The sequence below is a fragment of the Mesorhizobium sp. M0659 genome (assembly GCF_040320605.1).
GTDB lineage: Bacteria > Pseudomonadota > Alphaproteobacteria > Rhizobiales > Rhizobiaceae > Mesorhizobium.
In genome coordinates this window covers 164,901-181,741 of the sequence record NZ_JAMYPY010000004.1, presented here as the reverse complement: position 1 = coordinate 181,741, position 16,841 = coordinate 164,901, and the positions used below count along the sequence as shown (strand labels likewise).

At 63.7% G+C, this 16,841-nt stretch carries 13 protein-coding genes; 6 read left to right on the top strand and 7 right to left on the bottom strand.

The features are described 5' to 3' along the window. Nucleotides 1-197 precede the first annotated feature (197 nt). Entirely contained in the window at nucleotides 198-1,100 is a 903-nt protein-coding gene (locus NKI31_RS08500; RefSeq protein WP_023698956.1) for a DMT family transporter, read from the bottom strand. Nucleotides 1,101-1,316: 216 nt separating this feature from the next. On the opposite strand from NKI31_RS08500, the gene NKI31_RS08495 reads away from it, so the two are divergent. Continuing rightward, nucleotides 1,317-2,309: an adenosine kinase gene (locus tag NKI31_RS08495; protein WP_023709632.1), complete on the top strand. Its 993-nt coding sequence runs from the start codon at nucleotides 1,317-1,319 to the stop codon at nucleotides 2,307-2,309. 71 nt (nucleotides 2,310-2,380) lie between these two features. Here NKI31_RS08495 and NKI31_RS08490 read toward each other — a convergent pair whose 3' ends face one another. From NKI31_RS08490 to NKI31_RS08480, 3 genes are all read right to left on the bottom strand, one after another. Beyond that, nucleotides 2,381-3,454 (bottom strand): GGDEF domain-containing protein, encoded by a 1,074-nt coding sequence (locus NKI31_RS08490; protein ID WP_031206324.1) that lies wholly within the window; start codon nucleotides 3,452-3,454, stop codon nucleotides 2,381-2,383. Between the two features lie 124 nt (nucleotides 3,455-3,578). Continuing rightward, on the bottom strand, nucleotides 3,579-5,858 hold the full coding sequence (locus NKI31_RS08485) for an NADP-dependent malic enzyme (protein WP_023685127.1): 2,280 nt from the start codon (nucleotides 5,856-5,858) through the stop codon (nucleotides 3,579-3,581). A 144-nt stretch (nucleotides 5,859-6,002) separates the two neighbouring features. Then, nucleotides 6,003-7,184 (bottom strand): glycosyltransferase family protein, encoded by a 1,182-nt coding sequence (locus NKI31_RS08480; protein WP_352651204.1) that lies wholly within the window; start codon nucleotides 7,182-7,184, stop codon nucleotides 6,003-6,005. A gap of 164 nt (nucleotides 7,185-7,348) precedes the next feature. On the opposite strand from NKI31_RS08480, the gene mutS reads away from it, so the two are divergent. From mutS to NKI31_RS08460, 4 genes are all read left to right on the top strand, one after another. Then, nucleotides 7,349-10,078: a DNA mismatch repair protein MutS gene (gene mutS / locus NKI31_RS08475; RefSeq protein WP_352651202.1), complete on the top strand. Its 2,730-nt coding sequence runs from the start codon at nucleotides 7,349-7,351 to the stop codon at nucleotides 10,076-10,078. A gap of 72 nt (nucleotides 10,079-10,150) precedes the next feature. Further along, on the top strand, nucleotides 10,151-10,615 hold the full coding sequence (locus tag NKI31_RS08470) for a nuclear transport factor 2 family protein (protein ID WP_023729603.1): 465 nt from the start codon (nucleotides 10,151-10,153) through the stop codon (nucleotides 10,613-10,615). Between the two features lie 66 nt (nucleotides 10,616-10,681). Beyond that, nucleotides 10,682-11,242 (top strand): TetR/AcrR family transcriptional regulator, encoded by a 561-nt coding sequence (locus tag NKI31_RS08465; protein WP_352651200.1) that lies wholly within the window; start codon nucleotides 10,682-10,684, stop codon nucleotides 11,240-11,242. 129 nt (nucleotides 11,243-11,371) lie between these two features. Further along, complete coding sequence (locus tag NKI31_RS08460; protein WP_023703105.1) at nucleotides 11,372-11,920, top strand: hypothetical protein; 549 nt, start codon at nucleotides 11,372-11,374, stop codon at nucleotides 11,918-11,920. Nucleotides 11,921-11,948: 28 nt separating this feature from the next. On the opposite strand, the gene NKI31_RS08455 is transcribed toward NKI31_RS08460, so the two are convergent. The 3 genes from NKI31_RS08455 to NKI31_RS08445 all read right to left on the bottom strand — a co-directional run bounded on the left by NKI31_RS08455 (nucleotide 11,949) and on the right by NKI31_RS08445 (nucleotide 15,818). Then, nucleotides 11,949-12,794: an aldo/keto reductase gene (locus tag NKI31_RS08455; RefSeq protein ID WP_023703106.1), complete on the bottom strand. Its 846-nt coding sequence runs from the start codon at nucleotides 12,792-12,794 to the stop codon at nucleotides 11,949-11,951. 92 nt (nucleotides 12,795-12,886) lie between these two features. Continuing rightward, nucleotides 12,887-13,270, bottom strand: coding sequence for a CopM family metallochaperone (copM, locus tag NKI31_RS08450; RefSeq protein ID WP_023685134.1), 384 nt, complete (start codon nucleotides 13,268-13,270; stop codon nucleotides 12,887-12,889). Between the two features lie 43 nt (nucleotides 13,271-13,313). Then, the gene (locus NKI31_RS08445; RefSeq protein WP_023703107.1) at nucleotides 13,314-15,818 is read right to left on the bottom strand and encodes a heavy metal translocating P-type ATPase; all 2,505 of its coding nucleotides are present in this window, start codon (nucleotides 15,816-15,818) and stop codon (nucleotides 13,314-13,316) included. Here NKI31_RS08445 and NKI31_RS08440 point away from each other — a divergent pair. Next, complete coding sequence (locus tag NKI31_RS08440; protein WP_352651197.1) at nucleotides 15,801-16,838, top strand: glycosyltransferase family 25 protein; 1,038 nt, start codon at nucleotides 15,801-15,803, stop codon at nucleotides 16,836-16,838. The genes NKI31_RS08445 and NKI31_RS08440 overlap by 18 nt on opposite strands. Nucleotides 16,839-16,841 lie beyond the last annotated feature (3 nt).

Sequence of the window (16,841 nt, the reverse complement as noted above, 5' to 3'; positions counted from 1 at the left end):
GGCGTTTCACCCCCAGGAACGAACGGATATCTCCGACATAGGCGGAGACCCTGTCAGCCGCAAGCCTGCCGGAGCGGGCGCAATTCCGGACGGGAACTAGAGGATGATCCCAAAAAGTGGGTACCGGTTTTTGGACAAGATCATGCTCCAACAAAGGGTTAGATCATGATGAGATTTCAACCAAATCTCATCATGATCTAGCGCGCCAGCGCCCGGGAGCGGGCGGGGATGGTCATCGCCGCAACGCCGGCGACGACGCAGCCCATGCCCCAGAAAGCTGTCGGCCCAAGGCTCTCGCCGAGGAACACGACGCCGATTCCGACGCCGATCGGCACGCGCAGATAGGCCTGCGACGTCGTGCCGACCGAACCAAGCGTGTGGATGAGGCGGAAAAAGATGCAGAAGGCCAGCGCCGTGGAGAACACCGACAATGCCAACAAGGCCAGTATCGACGCCATTGAAGGCGACAGGGTCCACGGGCGGTCGAAGGCCAGGCTCAAGGGGACGAGGATGACTGCGCCGCACAGCATCGAGCCGGCGGCCGGCAGCATCGGGTCGAGTCCCCTAAAGCCGCGGCCAAAGATGGCGGCGCCGGCATAGCAGACCGTGGCGGCAATGACGGCAAGTTGCGCCCACAATTGATGGCCGAGCCCGCCAAGCGCCTGGGTGCCGACGATCAGGCAAATGCCGGCAATGCCGGCACCGACACCGAACAGCTTGCGTGCGGTCACGGATTCGTGGCGGGTGATAAGCGCGGTCAGCAGGAAGGTGAAGATCGGCGAGGTCGCGTTCAGAATGGTGGCCAGACCGGCGTCGATGGAGCGCTCGGCGGCGGCGATCAGCGTGAACGGCACGACGCTGTTGAGGCAGGCCTGGACCATGAACCGCCACAAGGTCGCGCCGTCCTTGGGCATGGAAAGGCCGCGCCAGCGGATCAGCGCGAGCAGGATGGCGCCGGCGATCAGGGTGCGAGCAGCGATGAAGGTTATCGGCGGGATCGTCTCGACACCGATCTTGATGAAGGTATAGGACGCGCCCCACAGGGCGGCCAGCACGCCAAGCAGCGCCAGTTCGGTGGCCATGTCGGTCTTTGCTTGCATGCAGGGTGCTTCCAGCGCTTGATCTGAGGCCAAGCTTGTAGGCGACCCGGCGGTCAGATGCTTCGGCCACGGTCGAACTGTGATGGAGCCTCGTCCCAGGCGCGCGCGCCGGCCTGGGCCGGCAAAGGGTGGAAATCGGTTGCCATTTTTCGGGGTGATGCTGTAGACCCGCCCGGGCGCGGCAGAAAGCCGGCAGGTTCCAAGGCGGAGACATTGATGCCGGATTTTGACGTGCTTTGCATCGGCAATGCCATTGTCGACATCATCGCCCAGTGCGACGACGCTTTTCTTGAGACCAACGGCATCATCAAGGGTGCGATGAACCTCATCGACACCAAGCGCGCCGAGCTGCTCTACAGCCGCATGGGGCCGGCGATCGAGGCCTCCGGCGGCAGCGCCGGCAATACCGCCGCCGGCATCGCCAGCTTCGGCGGCCGCGCCGCGTTCTTCGGCAAGGTGTCGAACGATCCGCTCGGCGAAATCTACGCGCATGACATCCATGCCCAGGGCGTTGCCTTCGACACCAGGCCGCTTGAGGGCCAGCCGCCGACAGCGAGATCGATGATCTTCGTCACCCCCGATGGCGAGCGTTCGATGAACACCTATCTCGGCGCCTGCATCGAACTCGGGCCGGAAGACGTCGAGGCCGACAAGGCGTCAGGCGCCAAGGTGACCTATTTCGAGGGCTATCTGTGGGATCCGCCGCGCGCCAAGGAGGCGATCCGGCAGACGGCGAAGCTCGCACACGAGGCCGGACGCGAAGTGTCGATGACTTTGTCGGATTCGTTCTGCGTCGACCGCTACCGGGACGAGTTCCTCGAGCTGATGCGCTCGGGCACTGTCGACATCGTCTTTGCCAACAGCCACGAGATCAAGTCGCTCTACCAGACAAAATCCTTCGACGAGGCGCTGGCGGCTATCCGCAAGGACTGCAAGATTGCCGCTGTCACCCGCTCCGAAAAAGGCTCGGTGATCGTGCGTGGCGAGGAGACCGTCACCATCCAGGCGACGACGATCCGCGAACTGGTCGACACCACCGGCGCCGGCGACCTCTATGCCGCCGGTTTCCTCTACGGCTACACCTCGGGGCGCAGCCTGAAGGATTGCGGCGATCTCGGCTCGCTGGCCGCCGGGCTGGTGATCCAGCAGCTCGGGCCACGGCCGCGGCAAAACCTGCGCAGCGCGGCCCAATTGGCGGGGTTGCTGTAGGGCCGTCTTTCGGCGCGCAGCGCCGAGCCAGATGACGGGTTCCCGCCGGATCAGGCTGTCCGGCGCTCCGCTCAGGCGGTGCGGCGAAGGTCGTCGGACGTAGGCCCGGGTTCCAAAGCCCCGGCGGTGACCAGCCGGTTGCGGCCGCTCTTTTTGCCGATGTACATCAGTCGGTCGGCGAGCGTTATCAGCGCCTCCGAATCGGACGCTTCCGCCGGGTAGATGGCGACGCCAACGGTGCAACCAACATGGATGGCTCCATTCGGCGTCGGCACCTTGATCCGCAGCTTTTCCAGGATACGTTCGGCGACGCCCACGGCCTTCTGTCGGGCCCGGCTAGCCTCTCCTGAAAACAGGAATGCGAACTCGTCTCCACCGAGCCGCGCCACGAAATCAGCGCTGCGCAGGATGGTGCGAAGCTGACCCGCCACCTCCTGCAGCAGCGCGTCGCCGGCCTCGTGGCCGAGCGTGTCGTTGACCTTCTTGAACCTATCGAGGTCGATGAACAGCAGGCCGGCCGCCTGGCCGGTGCTGTCGCAGCGGTCGATCACCGACCTCAGCTCGTTGTGAAAGGCGCGCCGGTTGGGCAGGCCGGTCAATGCATCGTGGTTGGCCGAATGATCGCTCTGCTGCTTGGCCAGCTCGATCTCGCGCTTTTGTACGGAGAGTTCCTCATTGGCGGCCTTGAGTTCGAGCAGCAGTTCGGCATTGAGATCCTCGACTACCTTACGGTCGCTAATGTCGACGACGAAACCTTCGAGGAATTCGAGTTCGCCGGCACCATCCCAGACCCCGCCTCCGATCTCGCGCACCCAGAGCGGCTCGCCGACCTGTGGCACGATGCGGTAGTCGACGTTCCAGTTGCAGCGCGCCTCGAGCGCGGTATCGACGGCGGCATAGACGGCGGCGAGATCATCCGGGTGGATGGCCGAGACATAGTCGCGCACGGCATTTTGAATGAAGTCGCTCGGCCGATAACCGCTGACGGTGAAAATGCCGTCGCTGATGTAGAGCATGGTGTAGGACGCATCGTTGCGGCAACGGTAGAGATAACCGTCCATGCGGCCGGTGATGCTCAGCAGCGCATCCAGGCGCTCGTCGTGATAGACCCCCTGGCCGACCACAGATGCCGTGTCATGCTTCATGGCCGCACCCCCGTTTTGGCGGTCTGAGCGCGCCGCCAATGCCATAAGGCCATAGGGGGCGAGAACGTTCCCTATAGCAGCCGAATATTATCAATCTCTTATGGGTTGGCGATTTTGCCGCCAATCAGGCTCCCGCGCTATAGGCCGCGATCGCAGCCATGTTGACGATGTCTGAGTCCTTGGCGTTCAGCGAGACGATCTGGACCGGCTTGTTGAGGCCGACCAGCAGCGGGCCGATGACGGTGGAGCCGCCGAGTTCCTGCAGCATCTTGGTCGAGATCGAGGCCGAGTGGAACGCCGGCATGATCAGCACGTTGGCCGGGCCGGTCAGCCGGATGAACGGATACTGCGCCATGGCGCGGGCGTTCAACGCAACGTCGGCGGCCATCTCGCCGTCATATTCGAAATCGACGCGGCGCTTGTCCAGGATACGCACCGCTTCCTGCACCCGCTCGGAGCGTTCGCCCTGCGGGTGGCCGAAGGTCGAATAGGCAAGCATGGCGAGCCTCGGCTCGTAGCCCATGCGGCGGGCAAATCCCGCCGCCTCTTCGGCGATGTCGGCGATCTGCTCGGCATTGGGCATGTCGTGCACGGCGGTATCGGCGACGAGGACTGTTTTGCCCCGCGCGAGCACGATGGAGACGCCGATGACGCGGTGTCCGGGCTTGGCGTCGATGACGCGGCGGATATCGTCAAGCGCCGTGGAATAGTTGCGGGTGACGCCGGTGACGATGCCGTCGGCATCGCCCAGCGCCACCATGCAGGCGGCGAAATGGTTGCGGTCGTTGTTGATCAGCCGCTGGCAGTCGCGGAACAGGAAGCCTTTGCGCTGCATGCGCTCGTAGAGATAATCGGTATAGATGCCGTTGCGGCGCGACAGCCTGGCATTGATGATCTCGATGCCTTGCTTGTTGAGGTCGATGCCGGCGTGCCTGGCGTTTTCCTTGATGACATCGTCGCGGCCGAGCAGGATCGCGGTGCCGAGCTTCTGGTTCACATAGGAGACGGCGGCGCGCATCACCTGTTCTTCCTCGCCCTCGGCAAAGACGATGCGCTTGGGCTGGCGGCGGACGCGGTCGTAGATGCGCTGCAAGGTCGAGGCGATCGGGTCGCGGCGGGCCGACAGTTCCTGCGCGTAGCGGTCGAGGTCGAGGATCGGCTTGCGGGCGACGCCTGACTCCATCGCCGCCTTGGCCACAGCGAGCGGGATGGCCGAGATCAGGCGCGGATCGAACGGCACCGGGATGATGTAGTTCGGGCCGAATTTCGGCCGGTTGCCCTGATAGGCGGCGGCGACATCGTCGGGCACGTCCTTGCGCGCCAGGTCGGCCAGCGCTCTCGCTGCGGCGATCTTCATGTCGTCATTGATGGTGGTGGCCCTGACATCCAGCGCACCGCGGAAGATGTAGGGGAAGCCCAGCACATTGTTGACCTGGTTGGGGTAGTCGGAACGCCCGGTGGCCATGATGGCGTCGGTGCGGATTTCGGCCACTTCCTCCGGCGTGATCTCCGGGTCGGGATTGGCCATGGCGAAGATGATCGGGTTCTTGGCCATCGACTGCACCATCTTGGTGGTCAATGCGCCCTTGGCCGACAGGCCGAGGAAGACGTCGGCGCCGTCCAGCGCCTCGGCCAGGCTGCGCGTGTCGGTCTTGACCGCATGCGCCGACTTCCACTGGTTCATGCCTTCGGTGCGGCCCTGGTAGACGACGCCCTTGGTGTCGCACAGGATTATGTTCTCGGGGGCAAAGCCCATCGCCTTCATCAGTTCGATGCAGGCGATGCCGGCGGCGCCGGCGCCGTTGCAGACCATTTTCGTGGTCTTCATGTCGCGGCCGGTGATCTCCAGCGCGTTGATCAGCCCGGCGGCCGAGATGATGGCGGTGCCGTGCTGGTCGTCATGGAAGACCGGGATGTCCATCAATTCACGCAGGCGCTGCTCGATGATGAAGCATTCCGGCGCCTTGATGTCTTCCAGGTTGATGCCGCCGAAGGACGGGCCGAGAAAGCGCACGCAATTGATGAATTCGTCGGCATCCTCGGTGTCGACCTCGAGATCGATGGAATCGACATCGGCGAAGCGCTTGAACAGCACCGCCTTGCCTTCCATCACCGGCTTGGAGGCCAACGCGCCGAGATTGCCGAGGCCGAGAATGGCGGTGCCGTTGGAGATGACGGCGACCATGTTGCCGCGCGTCGTGTAGTCGAAGGCGCGGCTGGGGTCTTCGGCGATGGCCAGCACAGGAACCGCGACACCCGGCGAATAGGCGAGGCTCAGATCGCGCTGCGTCGCCATCGGCTTGGTGGCGACGATCTCCAGCTTGCCGGGGCGGCCCATGGCGTGGAATTCCAGCGCCTCCTCGGCGCTGACGGAGGGGCCGCTGTTTTCGGTTTTCTTGGCCATGATGCTTTTGATTTCCTCGCCGGTGTCGCCCCCTTGAGACGGGTGCGTGTTTTTGAAACGTCTGAATCAAGGCTACACGCCACCGCTGTAAATCGCCAAGCGATCTTCACGCCCGCAGCGAAATCTCCCGAGGGTCGGATGGCGTCACGTCGGCTCTGGCTCGCTGACGAAGGCAGCGATTTCGCGCACCGTTCCCCGTCGCATCATGCCGTCTGTGCCGGGGAAAGGCCACGTCTCGATGAGTGGCGCACGGCTTCCCTTGCGCCGCAGCAATGCAGTCAGGAACGCCATGAGTTCGATGCGCTGGGCGTGAACCTTCTCCAGCGTGCGGCGGCGGATGTGCTGACGCGGTATGGCACGATCTCGCAGCGTCTCGACGGCGCGGCGAATGGCAGCCGGTTCCGGATCGGCGACGATGCAATAATCCGGATCGAAATACACGTCGCGGCCGCCAAGGCTCGGGGTGCTGACAATCGGCAGGCCGGCCATCAGATATTCCATCGAGGAGTACATCGCTCCTTCCACGGCCGACAGGCACAGCCCGACGGCGGCCTGGTTGTAGACGCGGTTGACCTGTTGCGCCGTCAGCTTGCCCGGCCAGCCGTCGACGAGCGGATTGGCGATTTTGTGGAGCGGCGATTGCGCCTGCAGTCGCCGGACAAAGGCGCGGGCGGCAACCGGCGGCAATTCGCCGATCGAATAGGTGATGTGGGCCAGCCGCTCTATGTCGAAGGCGAGGTGATGGCGTTTGATCGGCGAGATGCGGCCATTGTAGACGGCGTCGAATTCGACCGGCACGTCCGGCAGCGGCCGGAATATATCCTCCGACACCATCAGATTGTGGTTGGAGAAGATGGCATTGCCGCCCGCAGCCGCGACGAGACGGCGCTCTTCCTCGGTGTTGCACAGGAAGATGATTTCGTGCAGCGGAAACCGGCCGGCATACCAGGCGAGATCGCGGCCCATCCGGGAGATGACAGCCGGCCGCTCCATGGTCCAGGTCTGCATCGTCAGGAAGGTGACGCGCCGTCCCGCCAGGCGCCGGCCAAGGGCCGCCAGCGGATAGAGCGGACGGGCTCCGCCAATCGGGACATAGAGCACCAGCGGGTCGCGGCTGAGCACATGCAGCGACATGTCGATGCCGCCATCGAGATCGGACAGCGGGCCGCGTGTCGGCAGGAGGAAGGGAACGCGTTTGCGCACCGACCCGCGCAGCTTGCTTTTGGTCCGATGCACGCGCCGCGCCGCCAAAAGCAAAAGGCGCGTGGCGGTCGATCCAGCCGGACCGACCAGTTCCTCGAACCCTTCCTGCTTGTCCTGATCCATGCCGCCTATCCCGCCAGGGCGATCATAGGGTCTGGTTGTCGCCCGATGCAACCAACGGCTTCACCCGGGGTAGAGGGAGCACAAGCCGCCGTCGAGGCCGGTCGTCCCCTGCTTTTCGAGCCGCCGGCATTAAACCCCGCACCCACATCTGCTAGCGTGCGGGCATGAACATGCACACTTCAGCAGAAACCGACGCCCCAGAGGTGATACCGCCTGCGCCCGTCGGCAGCGTCACGCCGATGATGGAGCAATATATCGAGATCAAGGCGGCGAACCCGGATTCGCTGCTGTTCTACCGCATGGGCGATTTTTACGAGCTGTTCTTCGACGATGCCGAGAAGGCGAGCCGGGCGCTGGGCATCGTCCTGACCAAGCGCGGCAAGCACCAGGGCCATGACATTCCGATGTGCGGCGTGCCGGTGCATGCGGCCGACGACTATCTGCAAAAGCTGATCGGCCAAGGTTTTCGCGTTGCCGTCTGCGAGCAGATCGAGGACCCGGCGGAAGCCAGGAAGCGCGGCGGCAAATCGGTCGTACGCCGTGACGTGGTGCGGCTGGTTACGCCAGGCACCATCACCGAGGATAAATTGCTGGCGCCGTCGGAATCGAGCTTCCTGATGGCGCTAGGGCGGGTGAAGGGCGGCAACAGCGGTGACGCCTTCGCCCTGGCCTGGATCGAGATCTCGACCGGCGTCTTCCGCGTCGCCGAAACCACGGCCGACCGCCTGCTGGCCGATGTCTTCCGCGTCGACCCGCGCGAGCTGATCGTCGCCGAGCCGGTGTTTTACGATCCCGAGCTGAAGCCGGTGTTCGACGTCATCGGCCGCGTCGCCAGCCCGCAGCCGCCGTCGCTTTTCGATTCGGCTTCGGCAGCGGGGCGGATCGCGCGCTTCTTCGAGGTGGCGACGCCTGACAGTTTCGGTGCCTTCTCGCGCGCCGAATTGTCGGCGATCTCGGGCGCCATCGCCTATGTCGAAAAGACGCAGAAGGCCGAGCGGCCGCCTTTGTCGCGTCCCGAACGCGAGGAGCAGGGCTCGACGCTGTTCATCGATCCTGCGACACGCGGCAATCTGGAACTGTTGCGCACGCTGTCGGGCAGCCGCGACGGCTCGCTGTTCAAGGCTATAGACCGCACGGTCACCGGCGGCGGCGCCAGGCTGCTCGCCGACCGGCTGATGGCGCCGCTGACCGATCCGGCGGCGATTGCTGCCCGGCTTGATTCGGTATCGTTCTTCCGCGCCGAGACGCGGCTCTGCCAAGCGGTGCGGTCAAGCCTGAAGAGCGTCGCCGACATGCCGCGAGCGCTGTCGCGGTTGGCGCTCAACCGCGGCGGCCCGCGCGACCTCGGCTCGCTGCGTGCCGGCTTTGAAGCGGCGGGCGCCATTGCCGAAATCTTCGCCGCAACAGCGCTGCCCCATGAATTGACGGAAGCACTTGCCGCGATAAAGGCGCTGCCGCGTGCGCTGGCCAAGCATCTGGCCCAGGCTCTTGGCGAGGAACTGCCGCTGCTCAGGCGCGACGGCGGCTTCGTGCGCGGCGGCTACCATGCCGGGCTCGACGAAATGCGGGCGCTGCGCGATGAATCGCGCAAGGTGATCGCCGGACTGGAGCGCTCGTTGATCGAGGAGACCGGCATCCGCTCGCTGAAAATCCGCCACAACAATGTGCTGGGCTATTACATCGAGGTGACGGCCAACCACCATTCGATCATGACCGGAAGCGACGGCGCCAAGGCGCGCTTCATCCACCGCCAGACCATGGCCAATGCCATGCGTTTCACCACGACCGAACTTGCCGAACTCGAGACCAAGATCGCCAATGCCGCCGACCGGGCGCTGAGCATCGAGCTTGCCGCTTTCGACACGCTGACGACAGAGGCGGTCGCCGAGGCGCAGAAGATCCGCGCCGGCGCCGATGCGCTTGCCGTACTCGACGTGTCGGCGGCGCTCGCGCTGTTGTCGGAGAGTGAAGCCTGGTGCCGGCCGCTGGTCGATTCCAGCCTCGCCTTCGATATCTCGGGCGGACGCCATCCGGTGGTGGAACAGGCGCTGCGGCGCTCGGGCGAAGGGCCGTTCGTCGCCAATGATTGCGATCTGTCGCCGCAAGACGGGGCCAAGGCCGGCGCGATCTGGCTGCTCACCGGTCCGAATATGGGCGGTAAGTCGACCTTCCTGCGGCAAAACGCACTGATCGCCATCCTCGCCCAAACCGGTTCCTTCGTGCCGGCGACATCGGCCCATATCGGCGTCGTCGACCGGTTGTTCTCGCGCGTCGGCGCCTCGGACGATCTGGCGCGTGGCCGCTCCACCTTTATGGTCGAGATGGTCGAGACGGCGGCGATCCTCAACCAGGCCGGTGAGCGGGCGCTGGTGATCCTCGACGAAATCGGCCGCGGCACCGCCACTTTCGATGGCCTGTCGATCGCCTGGGCGGCGGTCGAGTATCTGCACGAGAAGAACCGCTGCCGGGCGATCTTTGCCACCCATTTCCACGAGATGACGGCGCTGTCCGGCAAACTGCCGCGCCTTTCCAACGTCACCATGCGGGTCAAGGAATGGGAAGGCGACGTCGTCTTCCTGCACGAGGTCGGCAAGGGTGCCGCCGATCGCTCCTATGGCGTTCAGGTCGCTCGCCTTGCCGGTCTGCCGGAAGCGGTGGTCGGCCGCGCCAAAGAGGTGCTGCATCAGCTCGAGGAAGGCGATGTCTCCGGCAAGGCCAACCGACTGGTCGACGATCTGCCGCTGTTTTCGGTGGCAATGAAGCGGGAAGCGGCAAAGCCTGCGAAGAGCGACGCATTGGGCGCAGCGCTGGGTGAGATCAATCCAGACGAGATGACGCCGCGCGAGGCGCTGGAAGCGCTCTACCGGCTGAAGGGGCTGGCGGGGAAAACCTAGCCCGATTTCGGCCTTGACCATTGTACCGATTGGTACAATGCTCGCCATCGCCTTTGCCGATGGGAGAATGACATGAGCCGTCCGCCGCTGCCGCCCTTCACCGCCGAGACCGCCGCGCAGAAGGCTCGGCTTGCCGAAGACGCCTGGAACAGCCGCGATCCCGAACGGGTTTCGCTCGCCTATACGCAGGACAGCACCTGGCGCAACCGCGCCGAGTTCGTCTCGGGCAGAAATGAGATCGTCTCCTTCCTCACGCGCAAATGGGCTCGCGAGCTCGACTACCGCCTGATCAAGGAGGTCTGGACCTGGAACGACAACCGCATCGCGGTGCGCTTTGCCTATGAATGGCGCGACGACAGTGGCCACTGGTTCCGCTCCTATGGCAATGAGAATTGGGAATTCGACGCGGCTGGGCTGATGCGTAGGCGCGTCGCCAGCATCAACGACCTGCCGATCGCCGAGGGTGAGCGCAAATATCACTGGCCGCTCGGCCGCCGGCCGGACGACCATCCCGGCCTGTCCGAACTCGGACTTTAGAATATGATCCCTAGAGCTGTGTCGCGGTTTTCGGCAAAGATCATGCTCAAGCGGAAAAACTAGCGCATGCGCAGGATCGCGCCCGATCGCGCCGATTTGCTCTCCATCATCGGCGAGGTTTTCCGCGAACACGGCTATGAAGGGGCGAGCCTGGCGCGGATCGGTGCGGCGACCGGCCTAGGCAAAGGCAGCCTTTACCACTTCTTCCCCGGCGGCAAGGAAGAGATGGCGGCGGCTGTCATTGCCCATATAGATGGCTGGTTCGAGGAGAATGTCTTCGTGCCGTTGCAGGACAGGGCCGACCCTCGTACGGGCATCGATCGGATGTTCGAAGCGACGGAGAGCTATTTCCGGTCGGGGCGCCGGGTGTGCCTGATCGGCGCCTTCGCGCTGGACGAATCCCGCGACCTCTTCGCCATTGCGATCAAAAGCTATTTCGGCCGCTGGGTGGCGCATCTTGCCGAAGCGCTGACCCGAAGCGGGCACAGCGCTGGCAGGGCGGACGAACTCGCCGAAGAAGCGGTCGGCGCCATCCAGGGCGCGCTCACGCTGGCACGCGCCTTCGACGACACGGCAGTGTTTTCCCGCGCCCTGCAACGAGCGCGGGCGGCGCTGGAAACCACCTAGCCAATTGCATGGGCGTCTGGCATTCAGAATGCGAGTTGTTCATTGCCACCTCCTAGGCCCATCCATAACGAAATTGGGAAGGCAAATGGCGCGATCTCATGAAGCATTGCCGTGAGGATACTGCCCCACATGATTTGGACTCCGCACGAGGTCGTCAAGACTGAATTGCAACCTGGAGAAACCGTGCGCTGGACTGGATCTCCATCCTTTATGGGTATGCTTCGGACCCAGTTATTTCCGATTATTTTTGCCATCGCCTTGACCTGTTTCTGTACTCCACTCCTCCTCAGCGCTCTAAGCGAACCATTCCTTAAGCACATTGGGTGGAATTCACTCTCGCTGATCACGTGGTTTGTCGCTATTGGCTTTGGACTATGCCTGCTCGGCAATGCCGTCTGGAATACTTTGGCTGTATGGCGAACGGTCTACGCCGTGACCGACCGTCGAATCCTTATCATCAGCGATTTGTGGTGGCGGCATGTCCTTGCCGTGGCCCCTAATGCCATAAACACCATTGAGCGAAACGAACGCTCGAACGGTAGAGGATCGATTACCTTTCGCCGGGAAACGGTTGATACGGGCGACGAACCAACCACAACCACAGTGAGCTTTGTCGGTGTCCGCGATGTGCGAAACGCAGCGCGCGAGATCGAAAACCTACGACTGGGCAGCAAGTAGACGGCCAGTCTGACCAACCGCAATCAATTCAGATCATCTCCAGCCCGCGCTTGCGCGTCGGCGGTGGAAAGGCGCGGTCGAGTTCGGCGAGGTCTTCGGCCGTCAGCCTGATATCGTGCGCGGCGACATTCTGGCGGACGTGCTCCTGGCTGCTGGCCTTCGGGATGGCGATGACACCGGGCTGCGCCATCACCCAGGCAAGCGCGATCTGTGCTGCCGTGGCGTTGTGGCGGGCGGCGATGGTTTCCAGCCTAGAATTGCGCGCCAGCGCGCCCTGCTCGACCGGCGAATAGGCCATCAGCGGGATGCCGCGCTGCCGGCTCCACGGTACGAGATCGAATTCGGGGCCGCGCCGCGACAGATTGTAGAGTACCTGGTTGGTCTGGACATGATCGCCAGACGACAGACCGGTCAGTTCCTCCATTTCGTCGGTGTCGAAATTGCTGACGCCCCAGTGACGGATCTTGCCGGCCTTCTTCAACGCCTCGAAAGCGTCGACCGTTTCGCCTAGAGGCACACTGCCCGGCCAATGTAGGAGATAGAGATCGATGCGGTCGGTGCGCAGGCGCTTCAAGCTGTTTTCGCAGGCCCGCGCCACGCCGGTGCGCGAGGCATTGGACGGCAATACCTTGGAGACAAGAAAGAGTTCGTCGCGGCGCCCGGCAATGGCTTCCGCCACCACCTCCTCGGCGCCGCCGCTGGCATACATTTCAGCGGTGTCGATCAACGTCATGCCGAGGTCCAGCCCGAGCTTCAGGGCATTGACCTCCCCGGCGCGGCGGCGGGAATCTTCGCCCATCTTCCATGTGCCCTGTCCCAGCACCTGGACGGCCTCGCCCGAAGGCAGCGTGGTGGCTCTTATCGTCGATGGCATGTGGGCTCCTGGCGCCGTGTAATCGATGTGAATGGCATCACAACCACGGAGAGAAATCCAGAATGGATCTCTCCGGCATGGCCGTTGCTGCCTTACTTCGCCGGATGGGCGGCGAGCCAGGCCTGCATCTTGGCGATCTCGGCTTCCTGCGCGGCGATGACATCTTCGGCCAGCTTGCGGATTTCGGGATCCTTGCCATTGGCGAGTTCCACCTTGGCCATGTCGATCGCGCCCCGATGATGCGGGATCATGCCGCGCACGAAATCGACATCGGCATTGCCGGAATATTCGATCATCATGTCGGTGTGCATCTTGTCCATCGCCGCCTTGTAGCCGTCGGTCGAAGGACCTTGCGCGCCCATCGCGCCCATGTCGTGTTTCATCTCTTCGGATTGCGCCGGGACGCTTTCGAGGAAAACGGCAAGCAGCATTCCCGCCGCCATCATCAAAAGCACGATTTTCTTAGCCAAGGTCATCCATGATCTCCTGTTGATTGAAATTCGTATCTGGGGGCTTTGCTCAGAGTTTCAACGTCCGCAGCCGCAATGCGTTGGCGATCACCGAAACCGAAGACAGGCTCATGGCCGCCGCCGCCAGCATCGGCGACAAAAGCGTGCCGGTGAGCGGATAGAGCACGCCGGCAGCAACCGGCACGCCAAGCACATTGTAGAGGAAGGCGAAAAACAGATTCTGGCGGATGTTGCGGATCGTCCCCTGCGCGAGCGTTCGCGCCCTGACGATGCCGTTGAGATCGCCCTTGACCAGCGTAATGCCGGCGCTCTCGACAGCGACATCGGCGCCGGTGCCCATGGCGATGCCGACATCGGCGCTGGCCAGGGCCGGCGCATCGTTGACGCCGTCGCCGGCCATGGCGATTCCGGCTTTCGCACGCAACTCCTCGACAAGGGCTGCCTTTTGTTCCGGCAGCAGGCCGGCGCGCACCTCGTCGATACCAAGGCTTTTGGCGATGGCGCGCGCCGTGCGCTCGTTGTCGCCGGTCGCCATGATGATCCGCAAGCCTCTATCGTGCAGCGCCCTGATCGCCTCGGCTGTCGTTGCCTTGACCGGATCGGCGACCGCGACAATGCCGGCCAGTTTTTTGTCCACCGCAACGAACATCGCCGTCTTGCCTTCTGCCTGCAGCGCCTCGGCCCTGGCCGACAGGGAAGCGGTGTCGATGCCGACATCGGCCATCATGGCGGCGTTGCCGAGCGAAACCTTCCTGCCAGACACCGTGCCGGATACGCCCTTGCCGGTGACGGCGTCGAAGCCGCTGGCCTCGACGAGCGTCAGGCCGCGTACGTCGGCGCCGCCGACAATGGCCTCGGCCAGCGGATGCTCCGAGCCTTTTTCCAGGCCGGCGGCGAGCGCCAGCAATTCATTCTCGGACAGGCCTTCGGCAGCGACGACATCGGTCAAGCGAGGCTTGCCTTCGGTCAAGGTGCCGGTCTTGTCGACGATCAACGTGTCGACCGAAGCGAAGCGCTCGAGCGCGGCCGCGTCCTTGATCAGCACGCCCGCGTGCGCCCCGCGCCCGGTGGCGGTCATGATCGACATCGGCGTCGCCAGGCCGAGCGCGCAGGGGCAGGCGATGATCAGCACCGAGACCGCCGAGACGATGGCAAAGATCAAGCTGGGTTCGGGACCGAGGATCGCCCAGGCGGCAAAGGCCGCGAGCGCGACCAGCACGACGGCCGGCACGAAGTAGAAGGAGACGCGATCGGCCAGACCTTGAATCGGCGCGCGCGAACGCTGCGCCTTTGCGACCAGCTCGACGATGCGCGAAAGCGTCGTTTCGGAGCCGACCTTTTCGGCGCGCATGATCAGCGAACCGTTCTTGTTGAGCGTGCCGCCGGTCAAGGCATCGCCTTTCGTTTTTTCGACCGGCAGCGGCTCGCCCGAGATCATCGATTCGTCGATGGAGGAACGGCCTTCCGTTACAATGCCGTCGACCGGCACGGCGTCGCCCGGACGGAGGCGCAGGTGGTCGCCGGTCTTGACCGCATCGAGCGGCACGTCGGTCTCGGAGCCGTCCTCCCCGATCAGCCGTGCCGTCTTCGGCGCCAGGTCGAGCAGCGCACGGATGGCCGAGCCGGTCTTCTCGCGCGCCCGCAATTCGAGCACCTGACCGAGAAATACCAGCGCGACGATAACGGCGGCTGCCTCGAAATAGACCGGCACTGTGCCGCCATGACCGCGGAACTGATGCGGAAAGATGTCCGGAAACAGTGCGGCGACGACGCTGTAGAGGTAGGCCGCACCCACACCCAGCGAAATCAGCGTCCACATGTTGGGGCTGCGGTTGACCAGCGACTCCCAGCCGCGGTGGAAGAAGGGGAAGGCCGCCCACAGCACCACCGGGCTGGCCAGCGCCAATTCCAGCCAGACCATCGTTCGCCCGTCGACAAACGCCTGGAACGTCAGGCCGAGCATCGGCGCCATGGCAACGATCAGCAGCGGCAGGGACAGCACCGCGCTGACCCAGAACCGTCTGGTGAAGTCTACCAGTTCGGGGTTCGGGCCCTCATCGCCAGTGGGAACGCCCATCGGCTCAAGCGCCATGCCGCAGATCGGGCAGGAGCCGGGCTTGTCTCTTATCACTTCGGGGTGCATCGGGCAGGTGTATTGAGTGCCTTTCGGCACTGGCGACGGCGTCGGCCTATCGCCGAGATAGTTTTGCGGCTCGGCCTCGAACTTCGCCCGGCAGCCGGCCGAGCAGAAATAGAAACCCTGGCCTTCGTGGCGGAAAAAATGCCTGGCGGTAGCGCGGTCGACACTCATGCCACAGACGGGGTCGGTGGCGGTCAGGTATTTTTCGGGCCCGGCGACGAATTTCGTACGGCAACCCTCGCTGCAGAAGTGAAAGAGACGGCCGCCATGCTCGGCCGTCGGCTTGCCCGCGGCCGGATCGACGCTCATGCCGCACACCGGATCGCGCACCACGGCTTCGGCGGCCGGCTCAGCAGCCTTTGCCGCACAACAGCTGCCATCGGCCGCGTGGTGGTGATGCTCGGAATGCGCCATCGAAAAATGCCTTATATCTGTCTGGGTGAGGAGGTAGTGCTTCCAGTAACTGGAAGGTCAAGGGGCGATTTCGACTTTTCGATCATGGCCGTCATCGCGCACATCAAAGGGAAAATCGCTTACGCGACTTTGTTCCCATGCTATGGACGCGCGTCCCACTGCATCGATCCCACCCAAATGAAATGCCTGATTATCAATCTCGATCGGTCCCGCGATCGCCTAGCCCATGTAACGGCGGAGTTCGCCCGCATCGGCACCGCCTTCGAGCGGGTCGCCGCCATCGATGCGCGAGATCGGCCGGATCTGGCCGAAATGCCGCAGGGCAAGAAGCATTTGCGTCTGGCCGACGCCGAGATTGCCTGCCTGCTCAGCCACCAACAGTGTTGGTCGATGATCGCGACAGGTGAGGATGCTTACGCGGCGATTTTCGAGGACGATGTCGTTTTCCCGGACAAAGCCGGTGCTTTGCTTGCCGATGCGGGCTGGATTCCCGCCGATGCGGACATCGTCAAGTTGGAAACGTTCTTCAACCGGACCGTAATTTCACGCAAGCAAGTCGCCTGCGGCCACGGTTTTTCTGCGAGCAGACTGCACGGGCTCCATATCGGTACGGCGGGATACATCCTGTCCAGACAGGCCGCGCAGGACCTTCTTGCGGCAACGAAGGAGATCAGCATTCCCGTCGATCACCTCATCTTCAATCCGCGTTTTGCGACCTCGTCCGACAAGGTCATTTACCAACTCGTCCCGGCATTGTGCCTGCAGGCACAATTCCTCGGCGACAGTCCGGTGAGATTGCCAAGCCTGCTCAAGCAGGAGCGAACAGAGGAATGGGTGGCAAGCGGGATAGGCAAACAGCGCCAGAAGCCAATCACCGCCAAGGTAAGGATCGAGGCCAGGCGGTTGACGCGGCAGATCGCCGATCTCTTCCGGCTCCGGCGCGAGATGATCATCCCTTTCTGGTATCGCGGCCGACGCGTCCGTCCGCCCCATACACAGCGCCGTGAAAACGCGCTATAGACG